The 25,685-nt window shown below is 57.2% G+C and carries 23 protein-coding genes; 21 read left to right on the forward strand and 2 right to left on the reverse strand.

The window, feature by feature from the left end; all coding sequences use genetic code 11:
* Window positions 1-6: 6 nt before the first annotated feature.
* On the reverse strand, window positions 7-435 hold the full coding sequence (uspC, locus tag IM294_RS15620) for a universal stress protein UspC (protein WP_047362802.1): 429 nt from the start codon (window positions 433-435) through the stop codon (window positions 7-9).
* A 795-nt stretch (window positions 436-1,230) separates the two neighbouring features.
* On the opposite strand from uspC, the gene flhD reads away from it, so the two are divergent.
* From flhD to cheW, 6 genes are all read left to right on the forward strand, one after another.
* Window positions 1,231-1,581, forward strand: a complete 351-nt coding sequence (gene flhD / locus IM294_RS15625; protein ID WP_028013654.1) for a flagellar transcriptional regulator FlhD — start codon at window positions 1,231-1,233, stop codon at window positions 1,579-1,581.
* Window positions 1,582-1,583: 2 nt separating this feature from the next.
* On the forward strand, window positions 1,584-2,162 hold the full coding sequence (flhC, locus tag IM294_RS15630) for a flagellar transcriptional regulator FlhC (RefSeq protein WP_013096051.1): 579 nt from the start codon (window positions 1,584-1,586) through the stop codon (window positions 2,160-2,162).
* A 123-nt stretch (window positions 2,163-2,285) separates the two neighbouring features.
* Complete coding sequence (gene motA, locus IM294_RS15635; protein ID WP_008500417.1) at window positions 2,286-3,173, forward strand: flagellar motor stator protein MotA; 888 nt, start codon at window positions 2,286-2,288, stop codon at window positions 3,171-3,173.
* Complete coding sequence (motB, locus tag IM294_RS15640) at window positions 3,170-4,099, forward strand: flagellar motor protein MotB (RefSeq protein ID WP_028013653.1); 930 nt, start codon at window positions 3,170-3,172, stop codon at window positions 4,097-4,099. Before motA ends, motB begins: the two co-directional genes overlap by 4 nt.
* Before the next feature lie 4 nt (window positions 4,100-4,103).
* On the forward strand, window positions 4,104-6,140 hold the full coding sequence (cheA, locus tag IM294_RS15645; protein ID WP_193360363.1) for a chemotaxis protein CheA: 2,037 nt from the start codon (window positions 4,104-4,106) through the stop codon (window positions 6,138-6,140).
* A 19-nt stretch (window positions 6,141-6,159) separates the two neighbouring features.
* Window positions 6,160-6,663, forward strand: a complete 504-nt coding sequence (cheW, locus tag IM294_RS15650; protein WP_014884351.1) for a chemotaxis protein CheW — start codon at window positions 6,160-6,162, stop codon at window positions 6,661-6,663.
* Window positions 6,664-6,768: 105 nt separating this feature from the next.
* On the opposite strand, the gene IM294_RS15655 is transcribed toward cheW, so the two are convergent.
* Window positions 6,769-8,028: a dicarboxylate/amino acid:cation symporter gene (locus IM294_RS15655; protein WP_028013651.1), complete on the reverse strand. Its 1,260-nt coding sequence runs from the start codon at window positions 8,026-8,028 to the stop codon at window positions 6,769-6,771.
* 430 nt (window positions 8,029-8,458) lie between these two features.
* Here IM294_RS15655 and IM294_RS15660 point away from each other — a divergent pair, with 430 nt between their 5' ends.
* The 15 genes from IM294_RS15660 to IM294_RS15730 all read left to right on the forward strand — a co-directional run bounded on the left by IM294_RS15660 (window position 8,459) and on the right by IM294_RS15730 (window position 25,682).
* On the forward strand, window positions 8,459-9,031 hold the full coding sequence (locus IM294_RS15660) for a spore coat protein U domain-containing protein (protein WP_048959826.1): 573 nt from the start codon (window positions 8,459-8,461) through the stop codon (window positions 9,029-9,031).
* 12 nt (window positions 9,032-9,043) lie between these two features.
* Window positions 9,044-9,592 (forward strand): spore coat U domain-containing protein, encoded by a 549-nt coding sequence (locus tag IM294_RS15665; protein ID WP_126818461.1) that lies wholly within the window; start codon window positions 9,044-9,046, stop codon window positions 9,590-9,592.
* Window positions 9,593-9,608: 16 nt separating this feature from the next.
* Window positions 9,609-10,367: a molecular chaperone gene (locus IM294_RS15670; RefSeq protein ID WP_126818462.1), complete on the forward strand. Its 759-nt coding sequence runs from the start codon at window positions 9,609-9,611 to the stop codon at window positions 10,365-10,367.
* A complete protein-coding gene (locus IM294_RS15675; protein ID WP_126818463.1) occupies window positions 10,343-12,727 on the forward strand; it encodes a fimbria/pilus outer membrane usher protein in 2,385 nt (794 codons plus the stop codon). Before IM294_RS15670 ends, IM294_RS15675 begins: the two co-directional genes overlap by 25 nt.
* Window positions 12,724-13,686 carry a spore coat U domain-containing protein gene (locus IM294_RS15680; RefSeq protein ID WP_126818464.1) on the forward strand — a complete coding sequence of 321 codons (963 nt, stop codon included), beginning with the start codon at window positions 12,724-12,726 and terminating at the stop codon, window positions 13,684-13,686. Before IM294_RS15675 ends, IM294_RS15680 begins: the two co-directional genes overlap by 4 nt.
* Window positions 13,687-13,770: 84 nt before the next feature.
* Window positions 13,771-15,438, forward strand: a complete 1,668-nt coding sequence (gene tar / locus IM294_RS15685) for a methyl-accepting chemotaxis protein II (protein ID WP_047367823.1) — start codon at window positions 13,771-13,773, stop codon at window positions 15,436-15,438.
* Window positions 15,439-15,482: 44 nt separating this feature from the next.
* A complete protein-coding gene (gene tap, locus IM294_RS15690; RefSeq protein ID WP_126818465.1) occupies window positions 15,483-17,084 on the forward strand; it encodes a methyl-accepting chemotaxis protein IV in 1,602 nt (533 codons plus the stop codon).
* A gap of 19 nt (window positions 17,085-17,103) precedes the next feature.
* Window positions 17,104-17,970 carry a protein-glutamate O-methyltransferase CheR gene (gene cheR / locus IM294_RS15695; RefSeq protein ID WP_014884342.1) on the forward strand — a complete coding sequence of 289 codons (867 nt, stop codon included), beginning with the start codon at window positions 17,104-17,106 and terminating at the stop codon, window positions 17,968-17,970.
* Complete coding sequence (locus IM294_RS15700) at window positions 17,967-19,016, forward strand: chemotaxis response regulator protein-glutamate methylesterase (RefSeq protein ID WP_014884341.1); 1,050 nt, start codon at window positions 17,967-17,969, stop codon at window positions 19,014-19,016. The genes cheR and IM294_RS15700 overlap by 4 nt, the downstream gene beginning before the upstream one ends.
* 17 nt (window positions 19,017-19,033) lie before the next feature.
* Window positions 19,034-19,423 (forward strand): chemotaxis response regulator CheY, encoded by a 390-nt coding sequence (gene cheY / locus IM294_RS15705; protein ID WP_008500431.1) that lies wholly within the window; start codon window positions 19,034-19,036, stop codon window positions 19,421-19,423.
* A gap of 10 nt (window positions 19,424-19,433) precedes the next feature.
* Window positions 19,434-20,078: a protein phosphatase CheZ gene (gene cheZ / locus IM294_RS15710; RefSeq protein WP_028013643.1), complete on the forward strand. Its 645-nt coding sequence runs from the start codon at window positions 19,434-19,436 to the stop codon at window positions 20,076-20,078.
* A gap of 148 nt (window positions 20,079-20,226) precedes the next feature.
* The gene (gene flhB / locus IM294_RS15715; protein WP_041909432.1) at window positions 20,227-21,375 is read left to right on the forward strand and encodes a flagellar biosynthesis protein FlhB; all 1,149 of its coding nucleotides are present in this window, start codon (window positions 20,227-20,229) and stop codon (window positions 21,373-21,375) included.
* On the forward strand, window positions 21,368-23,446 hold the full coding sequence (gene flhA / locus IM294_RS15720; RefSeq protein WP_045631222.1) for a flagellar biosynthesis protein FlhA: 2,079 nt from the start codon (window positions 21,368-21,370) through the stop codon (window positions 23,444-23,446). Before flhB ends, flhA begins: the two co-directional genes overlap by 8 nt.
* Window positions 23,443-23,835 (forward strand): flagellar protein FlhE, encoded by a 393-nt coding sequence (locus tag IM294_RS15725; protein WP_028013640.1) that lies wholly within the window; start codon window positions 23,443-23,445, stop codon window positions 23,833-23,835. Before flhA ends, IM294_RS15725 begins: the two co-directional genes overlap by 4 nt.
* Window positions 23,836-24,098: 263 nt before the next feature.
* Entirely contained in the window at window positions 24,099-25,682 is a 1,584-nt protein-coding gene (locus IM294_RS15730) for an MFS transporter (RefSeq protein ID WP_047367821.1), read from the forward strand.
* The last annotated feature ends 3 nt before the right edge of the window (window positions 25,683-25,685 follow it).

Raw genomic sequence — 25,685 nt, forward strand, 5'->3', positions numbered from 1 at the left:
GGGGGGTTAAGCCCCCCCAAGCGGCACTAACAGCACGTCAACTTGGCTTGAGGCGATAATAGATTTTGCCGCGCAGGTAGCCCTCGATATAAAGCTGTGGTTATGGTTCCCGCAAATCACTAAATCAATATTCTGCTTGCGGCACATATCAAGAATATGGGCATTCAGTTCCCCCGTCGCAATAACGGTTTCATCAATGGGGTACTCTGCTTTTTCGACAAGCTCTCGCAGAAACTGCTGCGTTTCCTCCTGCAAAACCTCACGAATATCTTCCAGCATCGGGGCCGCCAGTTGATTGTACATCTCGGGCTCGGCCGCGAGGGTAATGAGGCTGATGCGCGCATTATGCGGCCGGGCGATGGATACGGCCCGGGCGACAAGCTGGTGGCTTTCGGGGGAAACGGCAACAGAAACAAGAAGATGGGAGTAACTCATGGCGCACTCCTTAGATGTCTGACAGACAGCGTTTCATCACCATTACCGCGAATTTCCTGGTTTCGCAAGACTTGAATACGACATTAGTGTGAAGCTTATCATAATTATTCATTAATTATTCTTATAAGAAGAATAACTGATAAATGCGCCTAAATGAAAAAAATTAACAACTTAACGTAAGTCACACAAATCTTCGCTTTCGCTATTAAATCATTCTAACAAGTTATAAACGCATTTCGAATGATCACGCAATGAAACAATTTTATTGCCAGAAATGCATAACTCTATGTTTTATCGAAGTAATCAAAATGTGTCCCTGACGCATACGTGATGTAAACGATTGCTGATACTGCACGCACGGGTAAAAGCACATTGCGTGCCACTTATTCTCAAGCTTATGCATGAGTATTCGTCGATTAAGAATACAAAACAGTGCTGATTGCTTAAAAAATGAGCAAATTAGAAGTCATACTGATGGATTTATGGGTAACATTCACTTAAATTGTGTGACGTGGATCACATTTTTTTTAAATTTGAGGGTGGCTGCATTGTATGTGTCAAATCTGGCGAGTAGAGTTTGCGTCGAATTAGGAAAAATCTTAGTTATTTGTAAGAAATGATAAAACCTGTAAGAGATGTAACCGCGTTGCATCCCTTGCGCGTTTGGATGAATACAAACCTAGATTCAACTATGCATTTAGCCTTTTCTTTTTTATACCGGGTGATTTCCCGGCGACATCACGGGGTGCGGTCTTTCCGCATAAAAATAATAGTTGGTTATTCGGGATGGGAACAATGCATACATCCGAGTTGCTAAAACATATCTATGACATCAATTTGTCATATTTACTGCTCGCGCAGCGTTTAATTAGTCAGGACAAAGCGTCCGCGATGTTTCGTCTGGGTATTAACGAAGAAATGGCAACCATGCTGGGTGGATTAACCCTCCCGCAGATGGTAAAACTGGCGGAAACGAATCAACTGGTGTGCCAGTTCCGTTTTGATAATCCGCAGACGATAACGCGTCTGACGCAGGAATCCCGCGTGGACGATCTGCAACAGATCCATACCGGTATCCTGCTCTCCACTCGCTTGCTTAGCGACATCAGTCAGCCTGATGACGCAGCCCGTAAGAAAAGGGCCTAGCAATGAGCGAAAAAAGCATTGTTCAGGAAGCGCGTGACATACAGCTGGCCATGGAGCTGATTACGCTGGGTGCTCGTTTACAAATGCTGGAAAGCGAGACTCAGCTGAGCCGTGGTCGCCTCATCAAACTGTATAAAGAGTTACGCGGTAGTCCCCCGCCGAAAGGCATGCTGCCGTTTTCTACGGACTGGTTTATGACCTGGGAGCAGAACATCCACGCTTCCATGTTCTGTAATGCCTGGCAGTATCTTCTCAAAACCGGTTTGTGTAGCGGCGTAGACGCCGTGATCAAAGCGTACAAACTTTACCTTGAACAATGCCCACAGCAGGAAGAAGGCCCTCTGCTGGCGCTGACCCGCGCATGGACGCTGGTGCGTTTTGTTGAGAGCGGAATGCTTGAACTGTCGCGCTGCAATTGCTGCGACGGCAATTTTATTACCCATGCTCATCAGCCTGCAGGCAGCTTCGCCTGTAGTTTATGTCAGCCGCCGTCCCGCGCAGTAAAAAGACGTAAACTTTCCCGGGATGCTGCCGATATTATTCCACAACTGCTGGATGAACAGATCGAACAAGCTGTTTAACCCGAACGTGTGGGCAAGATTCCAGCAGCGGTAAGTCATTACCGCTGCTTTTTTTTACCCCGCAAACGGTAAACGCTGCGAGCTGGACGTCCTTGCCATAGTCACTAGCGGAAGGATGATGTCGTGCTTATCTTATTAGGTTACCTGGTAGTTCTCGGTACAGTTTTCGGCGGTTACATGATGACCGGCGGGCACCTTGGAGCACTCTATCAACCGGCTGAACTTATTATCATCGGCGGCGCAGGGGTAGGGGCTTTTATCGTTGGCAACAACGGTAAATCGATCAAGGGCACGTTGAAGGCAATTCCATTGCTTTTCCGTCGCTCGAAATACACCAAAAGCATGTATATGGATCTGCTGGCGCTGCTCTATCGCCTGATGGCGAAGTCGCGTCAGCAGGGGATGTTCTCGCTTGAACGGGATATCGAAAACCCGAAAGAGAGCGAAATTTTTGCCAGCTATCCGCGCATTCTGGCGGACGCCATGATGCTGGATTTCATCGTCGATTACCTGCGTCTCATCATCAGCGGCAATATGAATACCTTCGAAATTGAAGCGCTGATGGACGAAGAGATCGAAACCCACGAAAGCGAATCTGAAGTGCCGGCCAATAGCCTGGCGCTGGTTGGCGACTCCCTTCCGGCGTTTGGTATCGTGGCGGCGGTCATGGGGGTGGTACACGCCCTGGCCTCGGCGGACCGCCCGGCGGCTGAACTGGGCGCGCTGATTGCCCACGCGATGGTGGGCACCTTCCTCGGTATTTTGCTGGCTTATGGTTTTATCTCTCCGCTGGCAAGCGTGCTGCGCCAGAAAAGCGCGGAAACCACCAAAATGATGCAGTGCGTGAAGATCACGCTGCTCTCTAACCTCAACGGTTACGCGCCACCGATCGCGGTTGAATTTGGCCGTAAAACGCTTTACTCCAGCGAGCGTCCGTCGTTTATCGAGCTTGAAGAACACGTGCGCGCGGTGAAAAACCCAAACCAACAGACGACAACTGAGGACGCATGAAAAACCAGTCCCATCCGATCGTCATCGTCAAAAAACGCAAGCACAAGGGCGGTGGGCACGGTTCCCACGGCTCCTGGAAAATCGCGTACGCCGACTTTATGACCGCAATGATGGCGTTCTTTCTGGTGATGTGGCTGATCTCCATCTCCAGCCCGAAGGAGCTTATCCAGATTGCCGAATATTTCCGTACCCCGCTGGCGACGGCGGTGACTGGTGGGCCGCGTATCTCTAACAGCGAAAGCCCGATCCCTGGCGGCGGCGATGATTACACCCAGCAGAAGGGTGAGGTGAAAAAAGAGCCGAACATCGACGAGCTGAAACGCAAGATGGAGCAGGCGCGTCTGAAAAAACTGCGTGGCGATCTCGACCAGCTGATTGAAGCAGATCCTAAACTGCGCGCGCTGCGGCCGCACCTGAAAATCGATCTGGTCCAGGAAGGGCTGCGTATTCAGATTATCGACAGCCAGAACCGCCCGATGTTTAAAACCGGGAGTGCGGAAGTTGAGCCGTACATGCGCGATATTTTACGCGCCATTGCGCCGGTGCTGAACGGCATTCCTAACCGAATCAGCCTTTCGGGCCACACGGATGACTTCCCGTACGCCAGTGGGGAGAAGGGATACAGCAACTGGGAGCTTTCTGCCGATCGTGCCAACGCCTCGCGTCGCGAGCTGGTGGCAGGTGGGCTTGATGATGGCAAGGTACTGCGCGTGGTCGGCATGGCAGCAACCATGCGGGTCTCCGACCGCGGGCCGGATGACGCCATCAACCGTCGTATCAGTCTTTTAGTGCTGAACCAGCAGGCGGAGCAGGCCATCCTGCACGAAAACGCCGAAAGTCAGAATGAGTCACTGGACGATTTAAAACAGCCTGGGGCCGTCCCTGCGGCTGCCGTTCCAACATCGCCACCAGCCAATCCGAGGTGATAGCGTGAGCATGGATATTAGCGATTTTTACCAGACATTCTTCGATGAAGCCGACGAACTGTTGGCGGATATGGAGCAACATTTGCTCGATCTGGTGCCCGAAGCACCGGACTCCGAGCAGCTCAATGCCATCTTCCGCGCGGCGCATTCTATTAAAGGCGGAGCCGGAACGTTTGGATTTACCATCCTGCAGGAAACGACCCATTTAATGGAAAACCTGCTTGATGAAGCACGACGCGGTGAGATGCAGCTCAATACCGACATTATCAACCTGTTTTTGGAAACCAAAGATATTATGCAGGAACAGCTGGACGCCTATAAAAGTTCGGCAGAGCCTGATGCCGCCAGCTTTGAATACATCTGCAATGCGCTGCGCCAGCTCGCCCTGGAAGCAAAAGGTGAGGTCGCTGCAGCCGTTGTCCCTGCGGCAAAGCTGAGCGTTGTCGATGCGGTTGCTGCTGAAGAGGCCGCGCCAGCCGCCGCGCAAGCGGGCAAGCTGCGCGTTGTGCTGTCACGCCTGAAAGAGAGCGAAGTTAACCTGCTGGAAGAAGAGCTGGGTAACCTGGCGAAATTAAGTAACGTAGTGAAAGGCAAAGACAGCCTCGCGGCGACCCTCGATGACGGTATCAGTCAGGACGATATCGTGGCGGTGCTGTGCTTTGTCATTGAAGCCGACCAGATCGCCTTCGAAACGGAAGCCGCCGCGGTAGCAGCTCCGGCTGCAGAAGAAGAGGTTGCTGTCGTTGCCCAGGCCGCCGCACCGGCAGTGGCCCCAGCGGCCCCGGCGCTGAAGGCGGTGCCAAAAGAGGCCGCGGCGCCTGGCCGTGGTGAAAAACCGGCCGCGCGCTCCAGTGAGTCCACCAGCATTCGCGTTGCCGTTGAGAAGGTTGACCAGCTGATTAACCTGGTTGGCGAACTGGTGATCACCCAGTCCATGCTGGCGCAGCGTTCTAACGAACTCGACCCGGTCACGCACGGCGATCTGATCACCAGCATGGGCCAGCTTCAGCGTAATGCCCGCGACCTGCAGGAATCGGTCATGTCCATCCGCATGATGCCGATGGAATATGTCTTCAGCCGCTTCCCGCGCCTGGTGCGCGACCTTGCCAGCAAGCTAAATAAGCAGATTGAACTGACCCTGATGGGCAGCTCAACGGAGCTGGATAAGAGCCTGATCGAGCGCATCATCGACCCGTTAACGCACCTGGTGCGTAACAGCCTCGACCACGGTATTGAACTGCCGGAAAACCGCATTGCCGCCGGGAAATCTCCGGTCGGGAATCTGATCCTCTCTGCGGAACATCAGGGCGGGAACATCTGCATCGAAGTGACCGACGACGGCGCGGGCCTTAACCGCGAGCGCATCCTGGCGAAAGCCATTTCACAGGGGATGGCGGTGAATGAAAACATGACCGACGAAGAAGTGGGCATGCTGATCTTCGCGCCGGGCTTCTCGACCGCCGAGCAGGTGACGGACGTTTCCGGACGCGGCGTTGGCATGGACGTGGTGAAACGTAACATTCAGGAGATGGGCGGCCACGTTGAGATCCAGTCTAAACAGGGCTCCGGCACCACCATCCGCATCCTGCTCCCGCTGACGCTGGCGATCCTCGACGGCATGTCGGTCAAAGTCGCGGACGAAGTCTTCATTCTGCCGCTGAACGCGGTGATGGAATCCCTCCAGCCGCGTGAAGAAGATCTGCATCCGCTGGCGGGCGGCGAGCGCGTTCTCGAAGTGCGCGGTGAGTACCTGCCGCTGGTCGAGCTGTGGAAAGTGTTCGAAGTGGACGGGGCGAAGACCGAGGCCACGCAGGGTATCGTGGTGATCCTGCAAAGCGCGGGCCGTCGCTACGCGCTGCTGGTCGATCAGCTGATTGGTCAGCACCAGGTGGTGGTGAAGAATCTCGAAAGCAACTACCGCAAGGTGCCGGGTATTTCTGCTGCCACCATTCTGGGGGATGGTAGCGTGGCGCTGATCGTCGACGTGTCGGCGCTTCAGGGATTAAATCGTGAACAACGTGTGGCGTACACAGCCGCCTGATTAAGTAGAAGGTAATAACATGACCGGTATGAGTAATGTAACGAAACTGGCGGGCGAGCCATCAGGGCAGGAGTTCCTGGTATTCACTTTGGGCGATGAGGAGTACGGCATCGATATCCTGAAAGTGCAGGAAATTCGTGGTTACGACCAGGTTACCCGCATCGCTAACACGCCAGCGTTTATTAAAGGCGTCACTAACCTGCGCGGCGTGATTGTGCCAATCGTGGATCTGCGCGTGAAGTTCAGCCAGGGCGACGTTGACTACAACGACAATACCGTCGTGATCGTCCTGAACCTGGGACAGCGCGTGGTGGGTATCGTGGTGGATGGCGTATCTGACGTGCTTTCCCTGACCTCTGACCAGATTCGTCCTGCGCCGGAGTTTGCGGTCACGCTGTCGACCGAATACCTGACCGGCCTGGGGGCGCTCGGCGAGCGTATGCTGATTCTGGTGAACATCGAGAAGCTGCTGAACAGCGAAGAGATGGCGCTGCTGGATATCGCGGCGAATCATGTAGCGTAGGTAAATGCAAAACGGCAACCCAGGTTGCCGTTTTTAGTGTTTGCTCCCTCTCCCTGTGGGTGAGGGCTGGGGTGAGGGCATCAGGCCTCACCCTTTTTCATGCCATTACGCTTCCTGCTTTACCAGTTCAGCTTCAGCTTCCCGCGCACCTTCATTCTGCGAGAGCATCGCCGTCGCAATCCCGTTCCCCAGCACGTTAATCGCGGAACGCCCCATATCCAGGAAGTGGTCGATCCCCATCAGCAGCAGGATCCCCGCCACCGGAATGTTAAAGCTCGGGATCGTTGCGGCCAGCACCACCAGCGAAGAACGCGGCACGCCCGCAATGCCTTTTGACGCCAGCATCAGGGTTAACATCAGCACCGTCACCTCAGAGAAGCTCAGGTGAATGTTGTACGCCTGCGCAATAAACATCGAGGCAAACGAGCAGTACACCATTGACCCCACGAGGTTGAAGGAGTAGCCAATCGGCAGAACGAAAGAGGCGATATTGCGCGAGCAGCCAAAGCGCTCCAGCTGCTCCAGCGTTTTAGGGTAGGCCGCTTCAGAACTGCTGGTGGTGAATGCGACCAGCACCGGATCTTTCAGCATGCTGACCAGGCGAAACACCTCTTTTTTCAGCACCATGTAACCCACGGCCAGCAGCACCATGCAGGTGAGAAGAATGGCAACGTAGTAGCCGCCAATAAAGGAGGCGTAGTTCAACAGGATGCCCAGACCCTGCGTGGCAATGACGGAGGAGATCGCCGCGAAGATGGCCAGTGGCGCAACGTACATTACGTAACCCGTTACCTTCAGCATGATATGGGAAACCACATCCAGTGCGGCCACCAGCGGCGCGTTGAATTTCTGCCCCAGCGACGCGCCGCCGATGCCGAAGAACATCGAGAACACCACAATCTGCAGGATCTCATTGTTCGACATCGCCCCCGCGATGCTGGTGGGAATGGTGTGAGACAGGAACGCTTTCAGCGTCATCCCGCCCACGGCCAGACCGGTATCCACCGCCTCGGTTGGAATAGTCAGGTTCAGGCCGCTTCCCGGACGCTCCAGCGTGACGATAAACAGTCCGACCAGAATAGAAAGCACGGATGAACTGATGAACCATACCATCGCTTTTCCGCCCACCCGGCCTATGGTGGAGGTTTCTCCCAGCTTCATAATGCCCACGGTCAGCGTGCTGAAGACCAGCGGCGCAATAACCATTTTGATCAGACGGAGGAAAATATCGGTCAGAAGGGTAATATTATCCGACCAGGCTTTGATGGCATCCGCAGATGCGTACTCGTGAATTGCCGCCCCTGAAAGAATACCCGCCAGCATGAATATCACGATGAAGAGTGTAAGTTTGTTTGCACTTGCCACGAAAAAAGACCCTCTATGCGCTATCAGATGTCGCCCGCGCCGATACATATAAATTTTTTATTACTGCGCGGGAAAATATTCGGCACATAAATTGACGCAAAGCGTAGGGGGATACAACTCCTTTTTAATTTTTATTAATTTTGTTGTTAATGCCCGAACGATATATTGTGATGCTTATCACACTTTAGCGGATATATCCTCAGATTAAGTGGCGAAATTTCCCTCTATTTCTTTTTAAATCTCTGTTTTTAAAGAAAAAAATGAGTCAATAGGTCATTGGTTTGTCTCTGCGCGTCGCGGGTGGTCGAAGCGATATCCGTAAACTAAATTCTCAATAACCCCCTCTGAGGAAGGTTTAGCGGGGCTAACATCTTGAACGTTAAAAATAAAATGTCGCAAGGGAACGGAGACGTCTTCTGGAGGGTGGTAAATGAAAAGAAAACTCCTTTTGATCTGCGCAGGCACGTTGCTGACTGCGACAACAGCCCATCATGCACTGGCCGTCACCAGCAGCGGCACCATTGGCGCCACGCTGACGCTGACAAACGGTTGTCTGATTAACGGATCGCCCGCGCAAAGCGGCATTAACTTCGGGATACTCGATTTTGGTACCCATCCCGCAACGTTTTCCACCCTGACCACGCAGCTAACCGGCGCCAGCGGCGGAAATACCTTCACCATTCAATGCACGACCGCCAGCTATTCGGTGGCGATCACCGGCAACACCAACTCCACGGCACCCGGCACTGTTGTCGGCTCGCCTGGAACGCCTGCCCGCTATCTGGTAAACACGGCCAATACGGCGCAGGGCGTGGCTTACAGCCTGTACAGCGACAGCGGCTTCAATACCGTGGTTGCCAATAACGCCGCGTTGCCGATCGCGTCCACGGCGGGGGGCGTTGACAGTTACACCCTCTTCGGACGTATTACCGGCGGCGGTAACAGCGTTACGGTGGTACCAGGCACCTATACCGACACGATTAACGTCAGCGTGACCTATTAGATCTGCACTGCCATGAAGGCACCTTTTATAGGTCTGCGCAACAGCGCAGAGGGACACGTGCAGCCTTTTTTCGCGCTGATCGTCGGGTTGCTGCTGCTCCCCACGGCGGGGGCGGTGACATCGCAATCCTTTAAGGTCAGCGCGAACATTGTACCGGGGTGTGCAGTGGCTACCGGCAGCGGGGGGCTTCTCGGTACGCTGGATTTTGGCACCCATAACGGCGTGGAAAGCGCGCCGGTGAGCACCAGCTTTGTGCCGAACGGGGCGCTGTCCATCGCCTGCACGCCGGGCGTGGCGCTGAGTATGAGTATTGATGGTGGCCAGAATTATTCATCCGTTCGCCGAATGAAACGCGCGAACGGGACGGAAATGGTCCCTTACCGGCTGTACAGCAGCAGTTCGTTGGCCGCGAACAGCGAAATCGGGGTTAACCAGGCGATACCGGTAACCTATACCAACAGCAATAATATCGCGCTGCCGCTTTTTGGCGTGGCGCTACTGACCGGGTTTAGCCCGGCAGGAACCTATTCCGATCGGCTCACCGTGACCTTGTCATGGTAATAAAGGGAGAGAGGCAATGAAGCCATTTATCAGGCATTTGTGTCTGGCGGGCGTGTTGTCAGGTGTCGCGGCAGCCGGACAGGTGCAGGCGGCGGCCACCATTCTGCTCTGGCCCATCGATCCGTGGCTTGCCGCAGATGCTAACGCCACGGAGCTGTGGATCCAGAACCAGGGGAACAGTGCAACGACCATGCAGGTGCGCATTGTGCGCTGGAAGCAGGAGGGCGGACACGAACGCTATAGCGCCCAGCAGGACGTGGTCGCCAGCCCACCCATAGTCACCATCCAGAAAGGCAATAAGCAGCTGATTCGTCTTATTAAACAGGGCGCAGTTCCCGCGGGCGTCGAACAGGCCTACCGCATTATCGTGGATGAAATCCCGCAGCCTGACGCCAAAGCTGCACCCGCCATCGGCCTCAAATTACAGATGCGTTACTCCATTCCGCTGTTTGTCTACGGACAGGGGATCCCGACCCTAAAAGAGGGGGCGCACCACGCGCTGGTGGAGACCCGAAGCCTGAGCTGGCGGGTGACGCAGGAGGGAGGACAACCTGCATTACAGGTGCGTAATCAGGGGGATGTGCACGTCAGGCTTAGCCAGGTGTCGCTGACGCAGGGGGGACAAAAACGCACCGTTGCGGAGGGGTTACTGGGGTACGTTCTGCCGGGCAGCACCCGCAGCTGGCCGATACCCGCTGGCATTCGTCAGCCAGACCGGATGAGCGCACAGATTAATGCCAGGGACGAACAATGGCAGTCGCCTCCCGTCAACTGAAGCCGGCAATGATGATGCTGCTTTGCGTCAGTACCACGGCCTGGGGCGATCCCGGCGACGACAGTTTGCCGCCGCCTCCCCAGGCACAGGCGGTAAATGATGAAGCGGTCTTTCAGCTTGCCCTCGTGCTCAACCACTACGACACCGGTCTGGTGGTTCCCGTGACGCAACGCAACGGCGCTTTCTTTATCTCCAGCGCCGATTTGCTGCGCGCGGGGCTTCCCCCGGAGCATGTGCCCGCCGGAGAGGTGAATCTTGCCTCGCTGAGCCAGGTTCGTGTGGAGTACGACAGCGCCGCGCAGCGCCTGCTGCTGACCCTTCCCCGGGACTGGATCACCGCCCGGGTAACCCCCTTTAGCGCGCAAACGGCGCAGTCCAAACCGCACTACGGACGCGGGGCGCTGCTGAATTACGATCTCTACACCAACCACACGGAGCACATTGGCGGCCAGGCGTCGCTCTGGCATGAACTCCGCTACTTCGACGAGAACGGCTCGTTTTCTTCCACCGGATACGCCCGGAAAAACTTCACCGGAAACGACGGTCAGCAGGAAGGGTATGTTCGCTATGACACCACGCTGCTGATAACGAATGAGGATGACGCGACCACCTGGAGCGCCGGAGACGTGATCAGCGATGCCCTGAGCTGGACCTCCAGCGTGCGGATGGGCGGTATCAGCTACGGACGCGATTTCTCCCTGCGCCCGGACCTGGTGACATGGCCGCTGCCCGAATTTTCGGGGGAGGCCGCGGTCCCCACCTCGGTGGATCTCTTTATCAACGGCTATCGATCCGGCTCAACTCAGCTTCAGCCGGGGCCCTTCACCCTGACTAATCTGCCCTATATCAACGGGGCGGGGGATGCGGTACTGGTCACCACCGATGCGCTGGGACGCCAGGTGAGCACCACGTTGCCGTTTTACGTCACCAGCGATTTGCTTAAAACAGGGCTGAGCGACGGGGCCGTAACGCTCGGCAGCCTGCGCCGCAATTACGGCATCAGGAATTTTGACTACGGCCCTGCGGCAGGCAGCGGCTCGTATCGCTATGGGGTGACCGACTGGCTGACGCTGGAGGGCCACGCGGAAGGGGCAGAAGAGCTGGCGCTGGGCGGGGCGGGGACGGTGATAAAGCTGGGGCGGTTTGGCGTGGTGAATACGGCCTACTCACAAAGCCGCATGCGCGGAGACGACGGCGGGCAAATCAGCTGGGGCTATCAGTACAGCACCAGCGAATTTAGCGTCGCGACCCAGCACACCCGTCGCGATCGCGGCTTTGGCAATCTCGCTCTTTACGATCAGCCGACGGTGTATGACGAAAATGACCGGCCCATCGCCAGCTTTAGCCGCAATACGGACCAGTATTCTCTGACCTTCAATCTGGGGCAGTACGGCAATATCGGCGCGGCCTGGATCGGCGTGGAGAGCTTTGACAGCCAAAAAACGGAACTGCTGAATCTCTCCTGGAGCCGCAATCTCTGGGGGTCAAGCAGCATTTACCTGGCCGGCAGCCGGGACCAGCAGCGTGGGGACTGGACGGTCGCGCTGTCGCTGCAGGTGCCGCTGGGGGAACGCGACAGCGCTGCCGTCACCTTCGAAAACACCCCGGATGCAGGCAGTTCGCAGCGCCTTAACTATAACCACTCTATGCCTTCTGACGGCGGGTTTAGCTGGAACATGGCCTGGGCCAACCAGTCAAAATCCAGCGATTATCAGCAAGGTACGCTGGGCTGGCGCAATAACAATATTGAACTGCAGGGCGGCGGCTATGGCGAAAGGGACACTATGACCTGGTGGGGCGAGGCGATGGGCGCCATTGTTCTGATGGACGGCGAGCTGTTCGCGGCAAACAAAATCAACGATGCGTTCGTAGTGATCAGCACCGACGGCCATCCGGACGTGCCCGTCAGCTTTGAGAACCAGCCCGTCGGCAAAACGAACAACAACGGCTACCTGCTGGTCAGCGGGGTGTCGGCCTATTATCCGGCAAGCTACCGGATCGATACGCTGAATCTGCCGGCGGATACCAGGCTGAAGGAGACAGAGCGGCGGATCGCCATTCGCCGTCACAGCGGCTATCTGGTGGACTTCCCGATGGAGCAGGAGCGGGTGGCGAGCGTCATCCTGCACGATGCGCAGGGCCAGGCGATCCCGGTGGGAAGCCAGGTCCGACGCGCCTCGCGCAGCAATGCGGTGGTAGGGTATGACGGTATCGCCTGGCTGGAAAACCTCAGCGATGTCAACCCGCTTGAGGTGATCACCCCTGCTGGAAAGCGCTGCACGGCGACCCTGACCGTGGGGGCCAATCCGGAGCACAAGCTGCAAACCTACGGTCCGCTGGTTTGTCGGGAGGGACCATGATACGCCTGCTGCTGTTAACGCTGCTGCTGTTCTCCGGCGGCGGCTGGGCGGCGTGTACCGTCAGTACGGTCAATGCGTCGTTTGGCAGCGTCACGTCGTTTGCGCTGAGCGGAAACGGGGAGGTGGAAACCACCGGTACGCTGGTGGTAGCGTGTGATGCCGTTCTCAATGTGCTGACCAACGACTCGGTGACCCTGAACTACACCGCAGCGTCGGTATCGGGCAACAGCCGCGCCACCATGAAGCGTACGGATAACGCGGCCATCACGGACGTGATCCCCACCCGGCTGTGCGGATTATCACAGTGCGCGAGCAGCAGCGAGGTGCAGATAAGCAAAGCCTATACCTGGAGCGGGAACACACTGCTGGGGCTACTCGGGTCAAAACGGTACAACATACCGCTCTATTTTCGCACCGTCGCCGGACAAAACGTCACCGCCGGGCCTTACCAGGTGCTGCTGACCTTCAGTATCAACTACAACGTCTGCGCCATCGGTCTTGGAAGCCTGTGTACATCTCCCCAGTCGGGAACCGCAACGACCAGCATTCTGCTTAACATGAACGTCACCAACGACTGCAGCGCCATGACCACGCCGGACGTGAACTTTACCAGCGCGCCGCTGGTGCAAAGTTTTCCCACCGTTTCCCAGGCCATTGCCGTCACCTGTACCAAAGGCAGCACCTATACCATCGGCATTAATAACGGTGCCAATGCGCTCAATAATGTCCGCCGGATGGTAAGCGGCAGTAACACCCTGAGTTATGACATCTATAAAGAAGCCACCACTAACCGCTGGGGCGGCAGCGGCACCGAGCGCTGGACCAGCGCGACCTCCTCACAGGTCAGCTCTGACGGTTTACTGCGGACCTACAACTACACTGCCAAAGTTCTGACCAGTCAGGCCACGCCGCCCGCCGGCACCTACACCGATACGCTGATTGTTGACGTCGCGTTTTAACCCCGCGCTTTTCCCTTTCGCAAATGTAAAGTTCCTGTGGCCTGTGCCGATAACACCGTTAATAAATCTATGAGAAGGTGTTGTATGTTGAACCGTATCCGCGTTGTCACAATGCTAATGATGGTGCTGGTCATTTTCGCACTACTTCAGCTTATCTCCGGCGGGCTTTTTTTCTCGTCGTTAAAACAGAACCAGGACAGCTTCGCCGCCTCGAACGATCTCCGCCTGCAGCAGAGTGAGCTCACGTCGACGTGGGATCTGATGCTGCAAACGCGCATCAACCTGAGCCGCTCGTCCGCGCGCATGATGATGGATCCGAACAATCAGCAGAGCAGCGCGAAAACCGATCTGCTAAAAAATGCCCGGGCCACGCTGGCCGACGCGGCTAAACACTACGCCGCCTTCAGGCAAATCGCACCGCAGCCTGCTATGGCGCAGGTGAGCCAGAACATTGATGAAAAATACAGCGCCTACTATGCCGGGCTGACGGAGCTGATCCAGTTCCTGGAGAGCGGCAACATGGATGCCTACTTCGCACAGCCGACGCAGGGGATGCAAAACGCACTCGGCGCGGCGCTGGGGGAATACGCGAAGGCCAGCGGCGATCTGTATCACTCGGCCTTTACTGAAAGCCAGAATGACTACCGCTTTGCGAAATGGCAGATGGCGGTATTGGCCCTGGCGCTGGTCATTGTGCTGTTCGCTGTGTGGTACGGCATTCGCCACATCCTGCTGAACCCTCTCGGCCGCGTGATTGCCCATATTCGCGAGATTGCCTCTGGCGATCTGACCAAAACGCTGACCGTTTCCGGACGTAACGAGATCACCGAGCTGGCCAACAGCGTCGACCACATGCAGCGTTCATTGATCGAGACCGTCGCCAACGTGCGTAACGGATCCGAGGCGATCTATACCGGCACCAGCGAAATCGCGATGGGGAATAACGATCTCTCATCCCGTACCGAGCAGCAGGCGTCGGCGCTGGAAGAGACGGCCGCCAGCATGGAGCAGCTCACCGCAACCGTGAAGCAGAACGCCGATAACGCCCGCCAGGCGTCTCAGCTGGCGGAAAGCGCCTCCGAAACCGCGCAGCGCGGCGGTCGCGTGGTGGATGGCGTGGTGAAAACCATGCACGAAATTGCCGACAGCTCGAAGAAAATCGCCGACATCATCAGCGTCATCGACGGCATTGCCTTCCAGACCAACATCCTCGCGCTCAACGCCGCCGTGGAAGCAGCGCGCGCGGGTGAGCAGGGGCGCGGGTTTGCGGTGGTGGCCGGGGAAGTGCGCAACCTTGCCAGCCGCAGCGCCAACGCGGCAAAAGAGATTAAATCCCTGATTGAAGACTCCGTCTCCCGCGTGGATACCGGCTCCGTGCTGGTGGAGAGTGCCGGGGAGACCATGAATGACATCGTGAATGCCGTTACCCGCGTGACGGACATCATGGGTGAAATCGCCTCTGCGTCCGATGAGCAGAGTCGTGGTATCGACCAGGTTGCCTTGGCGGTATCGGAAATGGACCGCGTGACACAGCAAAACGCCGCCCTGGTGCAGGAGTCCGCTGCGGCGGCCGCTGCACTGGAAGACCAGGCGAGCCGTCTGAAGATGGCCGTCTCGGCGTTTCGTCTCGCTTCACTCGCTGGAAATACGGTCACTGCGCAAGCTACGTACCGCGCGCCAGCCGCCGACACGGCGGTCACCCGCACGCGTGCTGCAACGACCGGACAAGATGAAAACTGGGAAACATTTTGACTGACAATTAAACCGCGGCTGCTTGCCGCTTGATGGGAGCGTGGATGTTAAATCGTATTCGTATCTCGACCACACTGTTTTTGATTCTGATCCTTTGCGGTGTGTTGCAGGTTGGCAGTAACGGGTTGTCTTTTTGGGCGTTTCGCGATGGCTATCAGAATTTGCAGGACGTTGAGGCGAGTAATCAACAGCGCTCCGCACTGGCACAAACGCGTGCCGTGCTGTTGCAGGCAAGCACTGCGCTGAACAAGGCAGGAACCTTAACCGCGCTCAGCTATCCGCCGGATGACATTAAGGCGCTGATGGCAACGGCGCGCGACAGCCTGAAGCAGGCAGACGCACAGTTTAAGGCCTTCACGGCGCAGGCGGCCGACGGCGAGAAAGAGAAAGCGCTGAAGGCGGCCATGAAAAAGAACTTTGAGCAGTGGTACAGCGATCTGGATCACCAGGCGACCTGGCTTGAGAACAACCAGCTTTCGGACTTCATGACCGCTCCGGTCCAGGCGTCTCAGGCGGCGTTTGACGGCAGCTTTGACGCATGGCAGCAGGATATCAATCGGTCTGTTCTGCGCGCCGGTGAAGCAAGCCGCACCAGCTATCACATGTCCGGCGTTATCTTTGCCGTCGTTGTGATTCTGGCGGGGCTGCTGACCGGCGGGGCGCTGCTCTGGGCGCGCAGAATGATTGTGCAGCCGCTGGCGATTATCAGCAGCCACTTCGACAGTATTGCGAAGGGGGATCTGGCGCGTCCGGTGGCGGTGTTTGGCAAAAACGAAATTTCGGCGATCTTTGCCAGCCTGAAGGCCATGCAGGGGTCGCTGCGGGAAACGGTATCCGACGTGCGTCAGGGCAGTTACGCCATGCATACGGGGATCTCAGAGATTGCGGCGGGGAATAACGATCTCTCGTCCCGCACCGAGCAGCAGGCGGCGTCGCTGGCGCAGACGGCGGCCAGTATGGAACAGCTGACCGCGACGGTAAGCCAGAACGCCGATAACGCGCGCCAGGCGTCTGACCTGTCAAAACAGGCGGCGCTGACGGCGAAGAGAGGGGGCGATCAGGCCTCTCACGTGGCCAGCACCATGCAGGAGATTGCCGCCAGCTCGCAGAAGATCGGCGACATCATCAGCGTGATTGACGGTATTGCGTTTCAGACCAACATCCTGGCGCTGAACGCCGCCGTGGAAGCGGCGCGCGCCGGCGAGCAGGGACGTGGGTTTGCGGTGGTGGCAGGTGAAGTGCGAAACCTGGCGAGCCGCAGCGCCAACGCGGCGAAAGAGATTAAGTCCCTCATTGAAGAGTCGGTCTCTCGCGTCCAGCAGGGGTCTGCCCTGGTGGATACGGCGGCGCATACCATGCACGAGATCGTCACCTCCGTGACGCGGGTTAACGACATCATGGGCGAAATTGCCTCGGCGTCGGACGAACAGCGTCGCGGGATAGAGCAGGTGGCTCAGGCCGTCAGCCAGATGGATCAGGTGACGCAACAGAATGCCTCGTTAGTTGAGGAAGCGGCAGCGGCAACCGATCAGCTGGCCAGCCAGGCGGATCGTCTCACCGGGCTGGTCGCGGTATTTAATGTGAAAGAGCACGTTGAAGCAGTAACAGAAGTCGGGCGGTCACAGGCCGTGCCAGTTGTATCCTGAATGTAATTAAGAAGGCGCTATGACATCACCAATGCCCCCTGGGCAAACGTCATTATTGTTGCAGATGACACAGCGCCTCGCGCTGTCCGACGCGCATTTTCGTCGGATATGTCAGTTAATCTACCAGCGTGCGGGGATCGTGCTTGCGGATCATAAGCGGGACATGGTCTACAACCGACTGGTGCGGCGCTTGCGTACGCTGGGGCTGGATGATTTTGGCCGCTATCTGAGCATGCTCGAAGCGAACCAGAACAGCGCGGAGTGGCAGGCTTTTATTAACTCACTCACGACCAACCTGACGGCCTTTTTCCGTGAAGCCCACCACTTTCCGGTTCTGGCCGAGCATGCGCGCCGTCGCACCGGGGAGTATCGCGTATGGAGTGCGGCCGCCTCAACGGGCGAAGAGCCGTACTCGCTGGCGATCACCCTTGCCGATACGCTGGGCATGGCGCCGGGACGCTGGAAGGTCTACGCCAGCGATATTGATACCGAAGTGCTGGAGAAAGCGCGCAACGGCGTGTATCGCCAGGACGAGCTGAAAACGCTGTCGCCGCAGCAGCTGCAGCGTTATTTCATGCGCGGTACGGGGCCGCATGAAGGCCTGGTTCGCGTACGCCAGGAGCTGGCGAACTGCGTCGAATTCGCGCCCGTTAACCTGCTCGATAAGCAGTACAACGTGCCGGGGCCTTTCGACGCCATTTTTTGCCGTAACGTCATGATCTATTTTGATAAAACGACGCAACAGGACATTCTGCGTCGGTTTGTTCCGTTGCTCAAGCCTGACGGTTTACTGTTTGCCGGGCATTCGGAAAACTTCAGCAACCTCGCGCGTGAGTTTAGCCTGCGTGGGCAAACGGTATATGCGCTGAGTAAGGAAAAAGCATGAGTAAAATCAGGGTATTGTCTGTCGATGATTCAGCGCTGATGCGTCAGATCATGACTGAAATCATCAATAGCCACAGCGACATGGAGATGGTGGCCACTGCGCCGGATCCGCTGGTAGCGCGGGATTTAATTAAAAAATATAACCCCGACGTGCTAACGCTGGATGTCGAGATGCCGCGCATGGATGGCATAGATTTCCTTGAGAAATTGATGCGCCTGCGTCCCATGCCGGTGGTGATGGTCTCCTCCCTGACCGGGAAAGGATCGGAAATCACCCTGCGCGCGCTGGAGCTGGGAGCGGTGGATTTTGTCACCAAACCGCAGCTCGGCATTCGCGAGGGGATGCTGGCGTACAGCGAGATGATCGCCGAGAAAATTCGCACCGCCTCGCGCGCGAAGCTCGCGGCCCACAAGCCGATGGCCGCGCCGGCAACCCTGAAGGCCGGACCGTTACTCAGCTCGGAAAAACTGCTGGTTATTGGGGCGTCAACCGGAGGAACAGAGGCAATTCGCCATGTACTCCAGCCATTGCCGCTTTCAAGTCCGGGTATTCTGATCACGCAGCATATGCCGCCTGGCTTTACCCGCTCCTTCGCCGAACGTCTGAACAAGCTGTGCCAGATCAGCGTGAAAGAGGCGGAAGACGGCGAGCGCGTGCTGCCGGGACATGCTTATATCGCGCCGGGGGACAAGCATATGGAGCTGGCGCGCAGCGGCGCTAACTATCAAATCAAAATTCATGACGGACCGCCGGTTAACCGGCACCGTCCGTCGGTGGATGTGCTGTTTCATTCGGTGGCGAAACATGCGGGGCGCAACGCCGTTGGGGTGATCCTGACGGGGATGGGCAACGACGGTGCCGCCGGAATGCTTGCAATGCACCAGGCTGGCGCCTGGACGATTGCGCAGAATGAAGCAAGTTGTGTGGTGTTCGGCATGCCGCGCGAGGCCATCAATATGGGTGGCGTGAGCGAAGTGGTCGATCTTAGCCAGGTAAGCCAGCAGATGCTGGCGAAAATCAGTGCCGGACAGGCAATACGTATTTGACTCAGGAGTATTATTTTATGGCGGATAAAGAGCTTAAGTTTTTGGTTGTGGATGACTTTTCCACCATGCGTCGCATTGTGCGCAACCTGCTGAAAGAGCTGGGCTTCAACAACGTTGAAGAAGCAGAAGACGGCGTGGATGCGCTGAACAAGCTGCAGGCTGGCGGGTTTGGTTTTGTCATCTCCGACTGGAACATGCCGAATATGGACGGTCTGGAGCTACTGAAAACCATTCGTGCGGACGCGGGCATGGCGTCTATGCCGGTGCTGATGGTCACTGCAGAAGCGAAAAAAGAGAACATCATTGCCGCTGCACAGGCGGGCGCAAGCGGCTACGTGGTGAAGCCATTCACCGCAGCGACCCTGGAAGAGAAGCTCGGTAAGATCTTCGAGAAACTCGGCATGTGAGGTGTTGGTGATGATGCAACCTGCAATGAAACCCGTTGAAGAACACTCGCCGAGCGACATCATCGTCCGCATCGGCAGCCTGACGCGCATGCTGCGTGACAGCCTGCGTGAACTGGGGCTGGATCAGGCCATTGCCGAAGCGGCGGAAGCGATCCCGGACGCCCGCGACCGTCTGGACTACGTTGTGCAGATGACCGCTCAGGCAGCTGAGCGTGCGCTGAACAGCGTTGAAGCCTCACAGCCGCACCAGGATGCGATGGAAAAGGGCGCGAAAGCCCTGACCCAACGCTGGGATGAGTGGTTTGAGAACCCCATCGAGCTGGCGGATGCCCGCGAGCTGGTCACCGACACCCGTCAGTTCCTGGGGGATGTACCGGGCCACACCAGCTTCACCAACGCCCAGCTGCTGGACATCATGATGGCGCAGGATTTCCAGGATCTGACCGGTCAGGTCATCAAGCGCATGATGGATGTGATTCAGGAGATTGAGCGCCAGCTGCTGATGGTGCTGCTGGAGAACATCCCGGAACCGGCTGCCCGTCCAAAACGCGAGAACGAAAGCCTGCTTAATGGTCCGCAGCTCGACGCCAGCAAGGCGGGCGTCGTGGCAAGCCAGGATCAGGTGGACGACCTGCTGGACAGCCTCGGCTTCTGATTGTCTATTCCGCCTCAGGGGGGTTACGTCGCCTGAGGCGGTTTACGGCAAAATCATCGAAAAGAGCCCGAATAAACGGGCTTTTCCCGCCATTGGATTTCCGCTGCGCTGGCATGATACCCGTGACGTAATGGGCTGAGCATGCACTGTGGCAGAAGAGAACGACGACAAAACGGAAGCCCCCACACCCCACCGACTAGAAAAGGCGCGTGAGGAAGGGCAGATCCCCCGATCCCGAGAATTGACCTCCCTGCTGATCCTTATCGTAGGCGTGTGCATTATCTGGTGGGGCGGGGAGTCGCTCGCCCGCAAGCTGGCGGGGATGCTCTCCACCGGCTTACGTTTTGACCACAGCATGGTTAACGACCCGAATCTGATCCTCAGTCAGATTATTCAGCTGATAAAAGGGGCCATGGTTGCGCTACTGCCCCTGATTACCGGCGTGGTGCTGGTGGCGCTGGTCTCCCCGGTGATGCTGGGCGGGCTGGTTTTTAGCGGAAAATCGCTGCAACCTAAATTTTCAAAACTGAACCCGCTGCCGGGCATTGCGAAAATGTTCTCGGCGCAGACCGGGGCCGAGCTGCTAAAGGCTATTCTCAAATCGGTGCTGATGGGCAGTTCTGCAGGGTTTTTCCTCTGGTACCACTGGCCCGAAATGATGCGCCTTATCAGCGAGTCGCCCCTCACCGCGATGAGCAATGCGCTGAACCTGGTTGGGCTTTGCGCGCTGCTGGTGGTGCTCAGCATTATTCCGATGGTGGGTTTTGACGTTATCTTCCAGCTCTATTCCCACTTCAAGAAACTGCGAATGTCACGTCAGGACATCCGCGACGAATATAAGCAGATGGAAGGTGACCCGCACGTGAAGGGGCGCATCCGGCAGATGCAGCGTGCCGCCGCCCGTCGCCGCATGATGGAAGATGTGCCGAAGGCGGACGTCATCGTTACCAACCCGACGCACTATTCCGTGGCGCTGCGCTATGACGAAAACAAAATGAGCGCGCCGAAAGTGGTGGCAAAAGGGGCGGGGCTGATTGCATTGCGCATCAGGGAAATTGGTACCGAAAACCGCGTGCCGATCCTGGAAGCGCCTCCGCTGGCGCGAGCCCTTTACCGCCACGCGGATATCGGACAACAGATCCCTGGTCAACTCTACGCCGCGGTGGCGGAAGTGCTGGCCTGGGTATGGCAGTTGAAGCGCTGGCGTCTGGCCGGCGGTCAACGGCCTGTCAAACCTGAGAACCTTCCGGTGCCTGCCGCGCTGGATTTTATGAACGAGAAGGACACTGATGGCTAATCTGGTGGCAATGTTGCGCCTGCCCGGCAACCTGAAATCGACCCAATGGCAGATCCTCGCCGGGCCGATCCTCATCCTGTTAATTCTGTCGATGATGGTACTGCCGCTCCCGGCATTCATCCTCGATCTGCTTTTCACCTTCAATATTGCGCTCTCCATTATGGTGCTGCTGGTGGCGATGTTCACCCAGCGCACGCTGGAGTTCGCCGCGTTCCCGACCATTCTGCTGTTTACCACCTTGCTGCGGCTGGCGCTGAACGTGGCCTCCACGCGTATCATCCTGATGGAGGGCCACACCGGCGCGGCAGCGGCGGGTAAGGTGGTCGAGGCCTTCGGCCACTTCCTGGTGGGCGGGAACTTCGCTATCGGTATCGTGGTGTTCGTTATCCTCGTGATCATCAACTTTATGGTTATCACCAAGGGTGCCGGGCGTATCGCGGAAGTGGGCGCGCGCTTTGTGCTGGACGGGATGCCGGGCAAGCAGATGGCGATCGACGCCGATCTGAACGCCGGGCTTATCGCTGAAGATGAAGCCAAAAAACGCCGTGCGGAAGTGACCCAGGAGGCGGACTTCTACGGCTCCATGGACGGTGCGAGTAAGTTTGTGCGCGGGGATGCCATCGCGGGCATCCTGATCATGGTGATTAACGTGGTCGGCGGCCTGCTGGTGGGGGTACTGCAGCACGGGATGGACATGGGCCACGCGGCGGAAAGCTATACGCTGCTGACCATTGGTGACGGTCTGGTCGCACAGATCCCGGCGCTGGTTATCTCCACTGCGGCGGGCGTTATCGTGACCCGCGTCAGTACCGATCAGGACGTTGGCGAGCAGATGGTGGGCCAGCTTTTCAGTAACCCACGCGTGATGCTGCTGGCGGCTGCGGTGCTCGGGCTGCTCGGCCTGGTGCCGGGGATGCCAAACCTCGTGTTCCTGCTCTTTACGGCGGGGCTGCTGGGGCTGGCCTGGTGGATGCGTGGCCGTGAGACCAGGCCGGCTGCGGAACCGGTTCCGGTGAAAATGCCGGAGAACACCCAGGCCGTAGAAGCGACCTGGAACGACGTTCAACTGGAAGATTCCCTGGGAATGGAAGTGGGGTATCGCCTGATCCCGATGGTGGATTTCCAGCAGGATGGCGAGCTGCTCGGCCGCATCCGCAGCATCCGTAAAAAATTCGCCCAGGACATGGGCTTCCTGCCGCCGGTGGTGCATATCAAGGACAATATGGACCTGCCGCCTGCGCGCTATCGTATTCTGATGAAGGGTGTTGAAATTGGCAGCGGCGATGCTTACCCGGGACGCTGGCTGGCGATTAACCCTGGCACTGCAGCAGGCACGCTGCCGGGCGAGCAGACCGTCGATCCGGCCTTTGGCCTGGCGGCAATCTGGATTGAAAGCGCGCTGAAAGAGCAGGCGCAAATTCAGGGGTATACGGTTGTCGAAGCCAGTACCGTGGTGGCAACCCACCTTAATCACCTGATTGGGCAATTCTCGGCAGAGCTGTTTGGCCGTCAGGAAGCGCAGCAGCTTCTCGATCGCGTGACGCAGGAGATGCCGAAGCTGACGGAAGACCTGGTGCCGGGCGTGCTGACGTTAACTACGCTGCACAAGGTGCTGCAAAACCTGCTTGAGGAAAAAGTGCCGATCCGCGATATGCGTACCATCCTGGAAACCCTTGCCGAGCATGCGCCGCTGCAGAGCGATCCGCACGAGCTGACGGCGGTGGTGCGCGTGGCGCTGGGGCGTGCGATCACCCAGCAGTGGTTCCCGGGAACCGGCGAAGTCCAGGTGATTGGCCTTGATACGCCGCTTGAACGCCTGCTGCTGCAGGCCCTGCAGGGCGGCGGCGGCCTCGAGCCTGGCCTGGCGGATCGCCTGCTGGAGCAAACTCAGGAGGCGCTGGCGCGTCAGGAGATGCTGGGCGCGCCGCCGGTGCTGCTGGTCAACCACGCGCTGCGTCCGCTGCTGTCGCGCTTCCTGCGCCGCAGCCTGAATCAGCTTGTTGTGCTGTCGAATCTGGAGTTGTCGGATAACCGCCATATCCGCATGACGGCAACGATTGGAGGAAAATAATGAAATGGCTATGGATTTTGCTCTTCCCGCTGGCGGCTCAGGCTGCCGGGGAAGGGACCTGGCAGGCAAGCAGCATGGGCGTGACCCTCAGCAACCGGGGTGTCGCCATGTCTTCTAATCCGCTGTCGCCCTCTGAAACGGTTTCTGGTCAGATGGGAATGGTGGTGTGGAACTACAGGCTCATTGGCCCAACGCCAGCCGGACTGCGGGTGCGTCTCTGCTCACAGACCCGCTGCACGGAAATCGACGGCGAAAATGGCACAACGCAGGCGTTCAACGGCGTGCCGGCCATTGAACCTTTACGTTTTATCTGGGAAGTGCCGGGCGGAGGACGTTTGATCCCGGCGCTGAAGGTGCAGAGCAATTCTGTCATCGTCAACTACCGCTAGCTGCCTGCCTTTGTCACCAGCCATCAGTCAATTCTGATGGCTGTCTCGCAAAATTGACCTCACCTTTTGATGCAACAGAAACGCTGTTTTATAAATTAGTGACACGCGTGACGCGACTCTTTGCATTTTTGCCATTTACCCTGCCCGTGATGGCAGAAACAGAAAGGTATCAGGACGTCGTTGCATTTACTGTAGCCGTGTAAAAACTCCCCGATGAGCCTTACTTGCAGGGAGTCTCCCAAATTTGCTTAGGGTTGACGGCAATGAAAACACGTAAAATTGGACTCGCAAATTATCTTGCTTACGGGGCAGGCGATTTTCTCGGGGCTGGTACGACCGCCCTGACGGCGGCCTGGCTTTTGTATTTTTATACCACCTTCTGTGGACTCACACCGATTGAAGCAACCTTCATCTTTGCCGCTGCGAGGGTGCTGGATGCTGTTGTCAGCCCGTTAATGGGCTTTTTGACGGATAACTTCGGTACGACCTGGCCTGGAAAGCGCTTTGGTCGCCGTAAGTTCTTTATCCTGCTAGGTATTCCGTGCGTGTTCAGCTACTCGTTGATGTGGGTAGGGGACATGAATTTCTGGTACTACCTGCTGACCTATCTGGTGTTTGATATTGTCTACACCATGATTCTGGTGCCTTACGAGACGCTGGTGCCGGAAATGACCGACGACTTCAAACAGAAAACCAAGTTCTCCGGGGCGCGTATTTCTATGGCGCAGATGTCAGCGATTCTGGCCTCCTTCCTGCCGGGGATCCTGCTCACCCACTTCGGTAAAGACAACGCCGTCTCATTCTTTTACGCAAGCCTGGTTTTCTCCGTGCTGTGTGCCCTGATGCTGACCTTTGTCTGGTTCTTTACCTGGGAGCGCCCGCGTGAGGAGTGGTCTGAAGCGGCGCTGCGTGCCGAAGAAGAGAAGAAGAAACTGACGCTGGGGCAAAGCATCAATCGTCTGTTTGTCGAATTAAGCTCTACGCTGCGCATCAAGATTTTCCGCCAGCATCTCGGCATGTACCTCGGCGGCTACATCGCGCAGGACGTATTTAACGCAGTCTTCACCTATTACGTGGTGTTTGTGCTGATGCAGGAAGCGTCAATGGCGTCCAACCTGCTGGGCACGATGGCTATCTTCCAGTTCCTCGCCGTGATCGGGATGATCCCGCTGTGTATTCGCTTCGGACCTGCGCCGTCCTACCGCATGGTGGTGGTGCTGTTTGGCCTGGCGTCTCTCTCTTACGCCATGCTCTATTACGCCGGTCTGAGCGACGTCTACGCTCTGCTGTTGCTGATCTCTGCGGTGGCTGGGCTGGGTCGCGGCGGTATTAACTACGTGCCATGGAATACCTATACCTACATTGCTGACGTGGATGAAGCGATCACCGGCCAGCGCCGGGAAGGGATTTTCGCCGGCATCATGACCCTGACCCGTAAGGCGTCACAGGCCGGTGCGGTGATGCTGGTGGGCATCGTGATGCAAATGTCCGGCTTTGTCAGCGGTCAGAAGGTACAGCCTGCGGAAGTGAGCCACACCATTCTGCTGATCCTGAGCGTGGGCACCATCCTGGTGCTGTTCTGCGGTTTCCTCGTTTCCCTGCGCTTCAGGCTTAATTTGCAGACCCATAGCACGCTGCGCGAGGAGACCGCGAAAATGCGTGAGTGTGGTCATGCGATGCCGGAGTCAGCGACGCCACACGCCCGCGCCACCGTCGAGATGCTGGCCGGTATGCCTTATGAGTCACTGTGGGGCAATAACAACATCGGTTATCTGAATCGCAATAAGCCAGCGGCATCTTCGCTGAAGGATCGCGCGGTACTCAATTCGACATACAACAGAGGTTAAGAT

Source organism: Enterobacter cloacae complex sp. P43RS, assembly GCF_014930585.1.
GTDB lineage: Bacteria > Pseudomonadota > Gammaproteobacteria > Enterobacterales > Enterobacteriaceae > Enterobacter > Enterobacter bugandensis.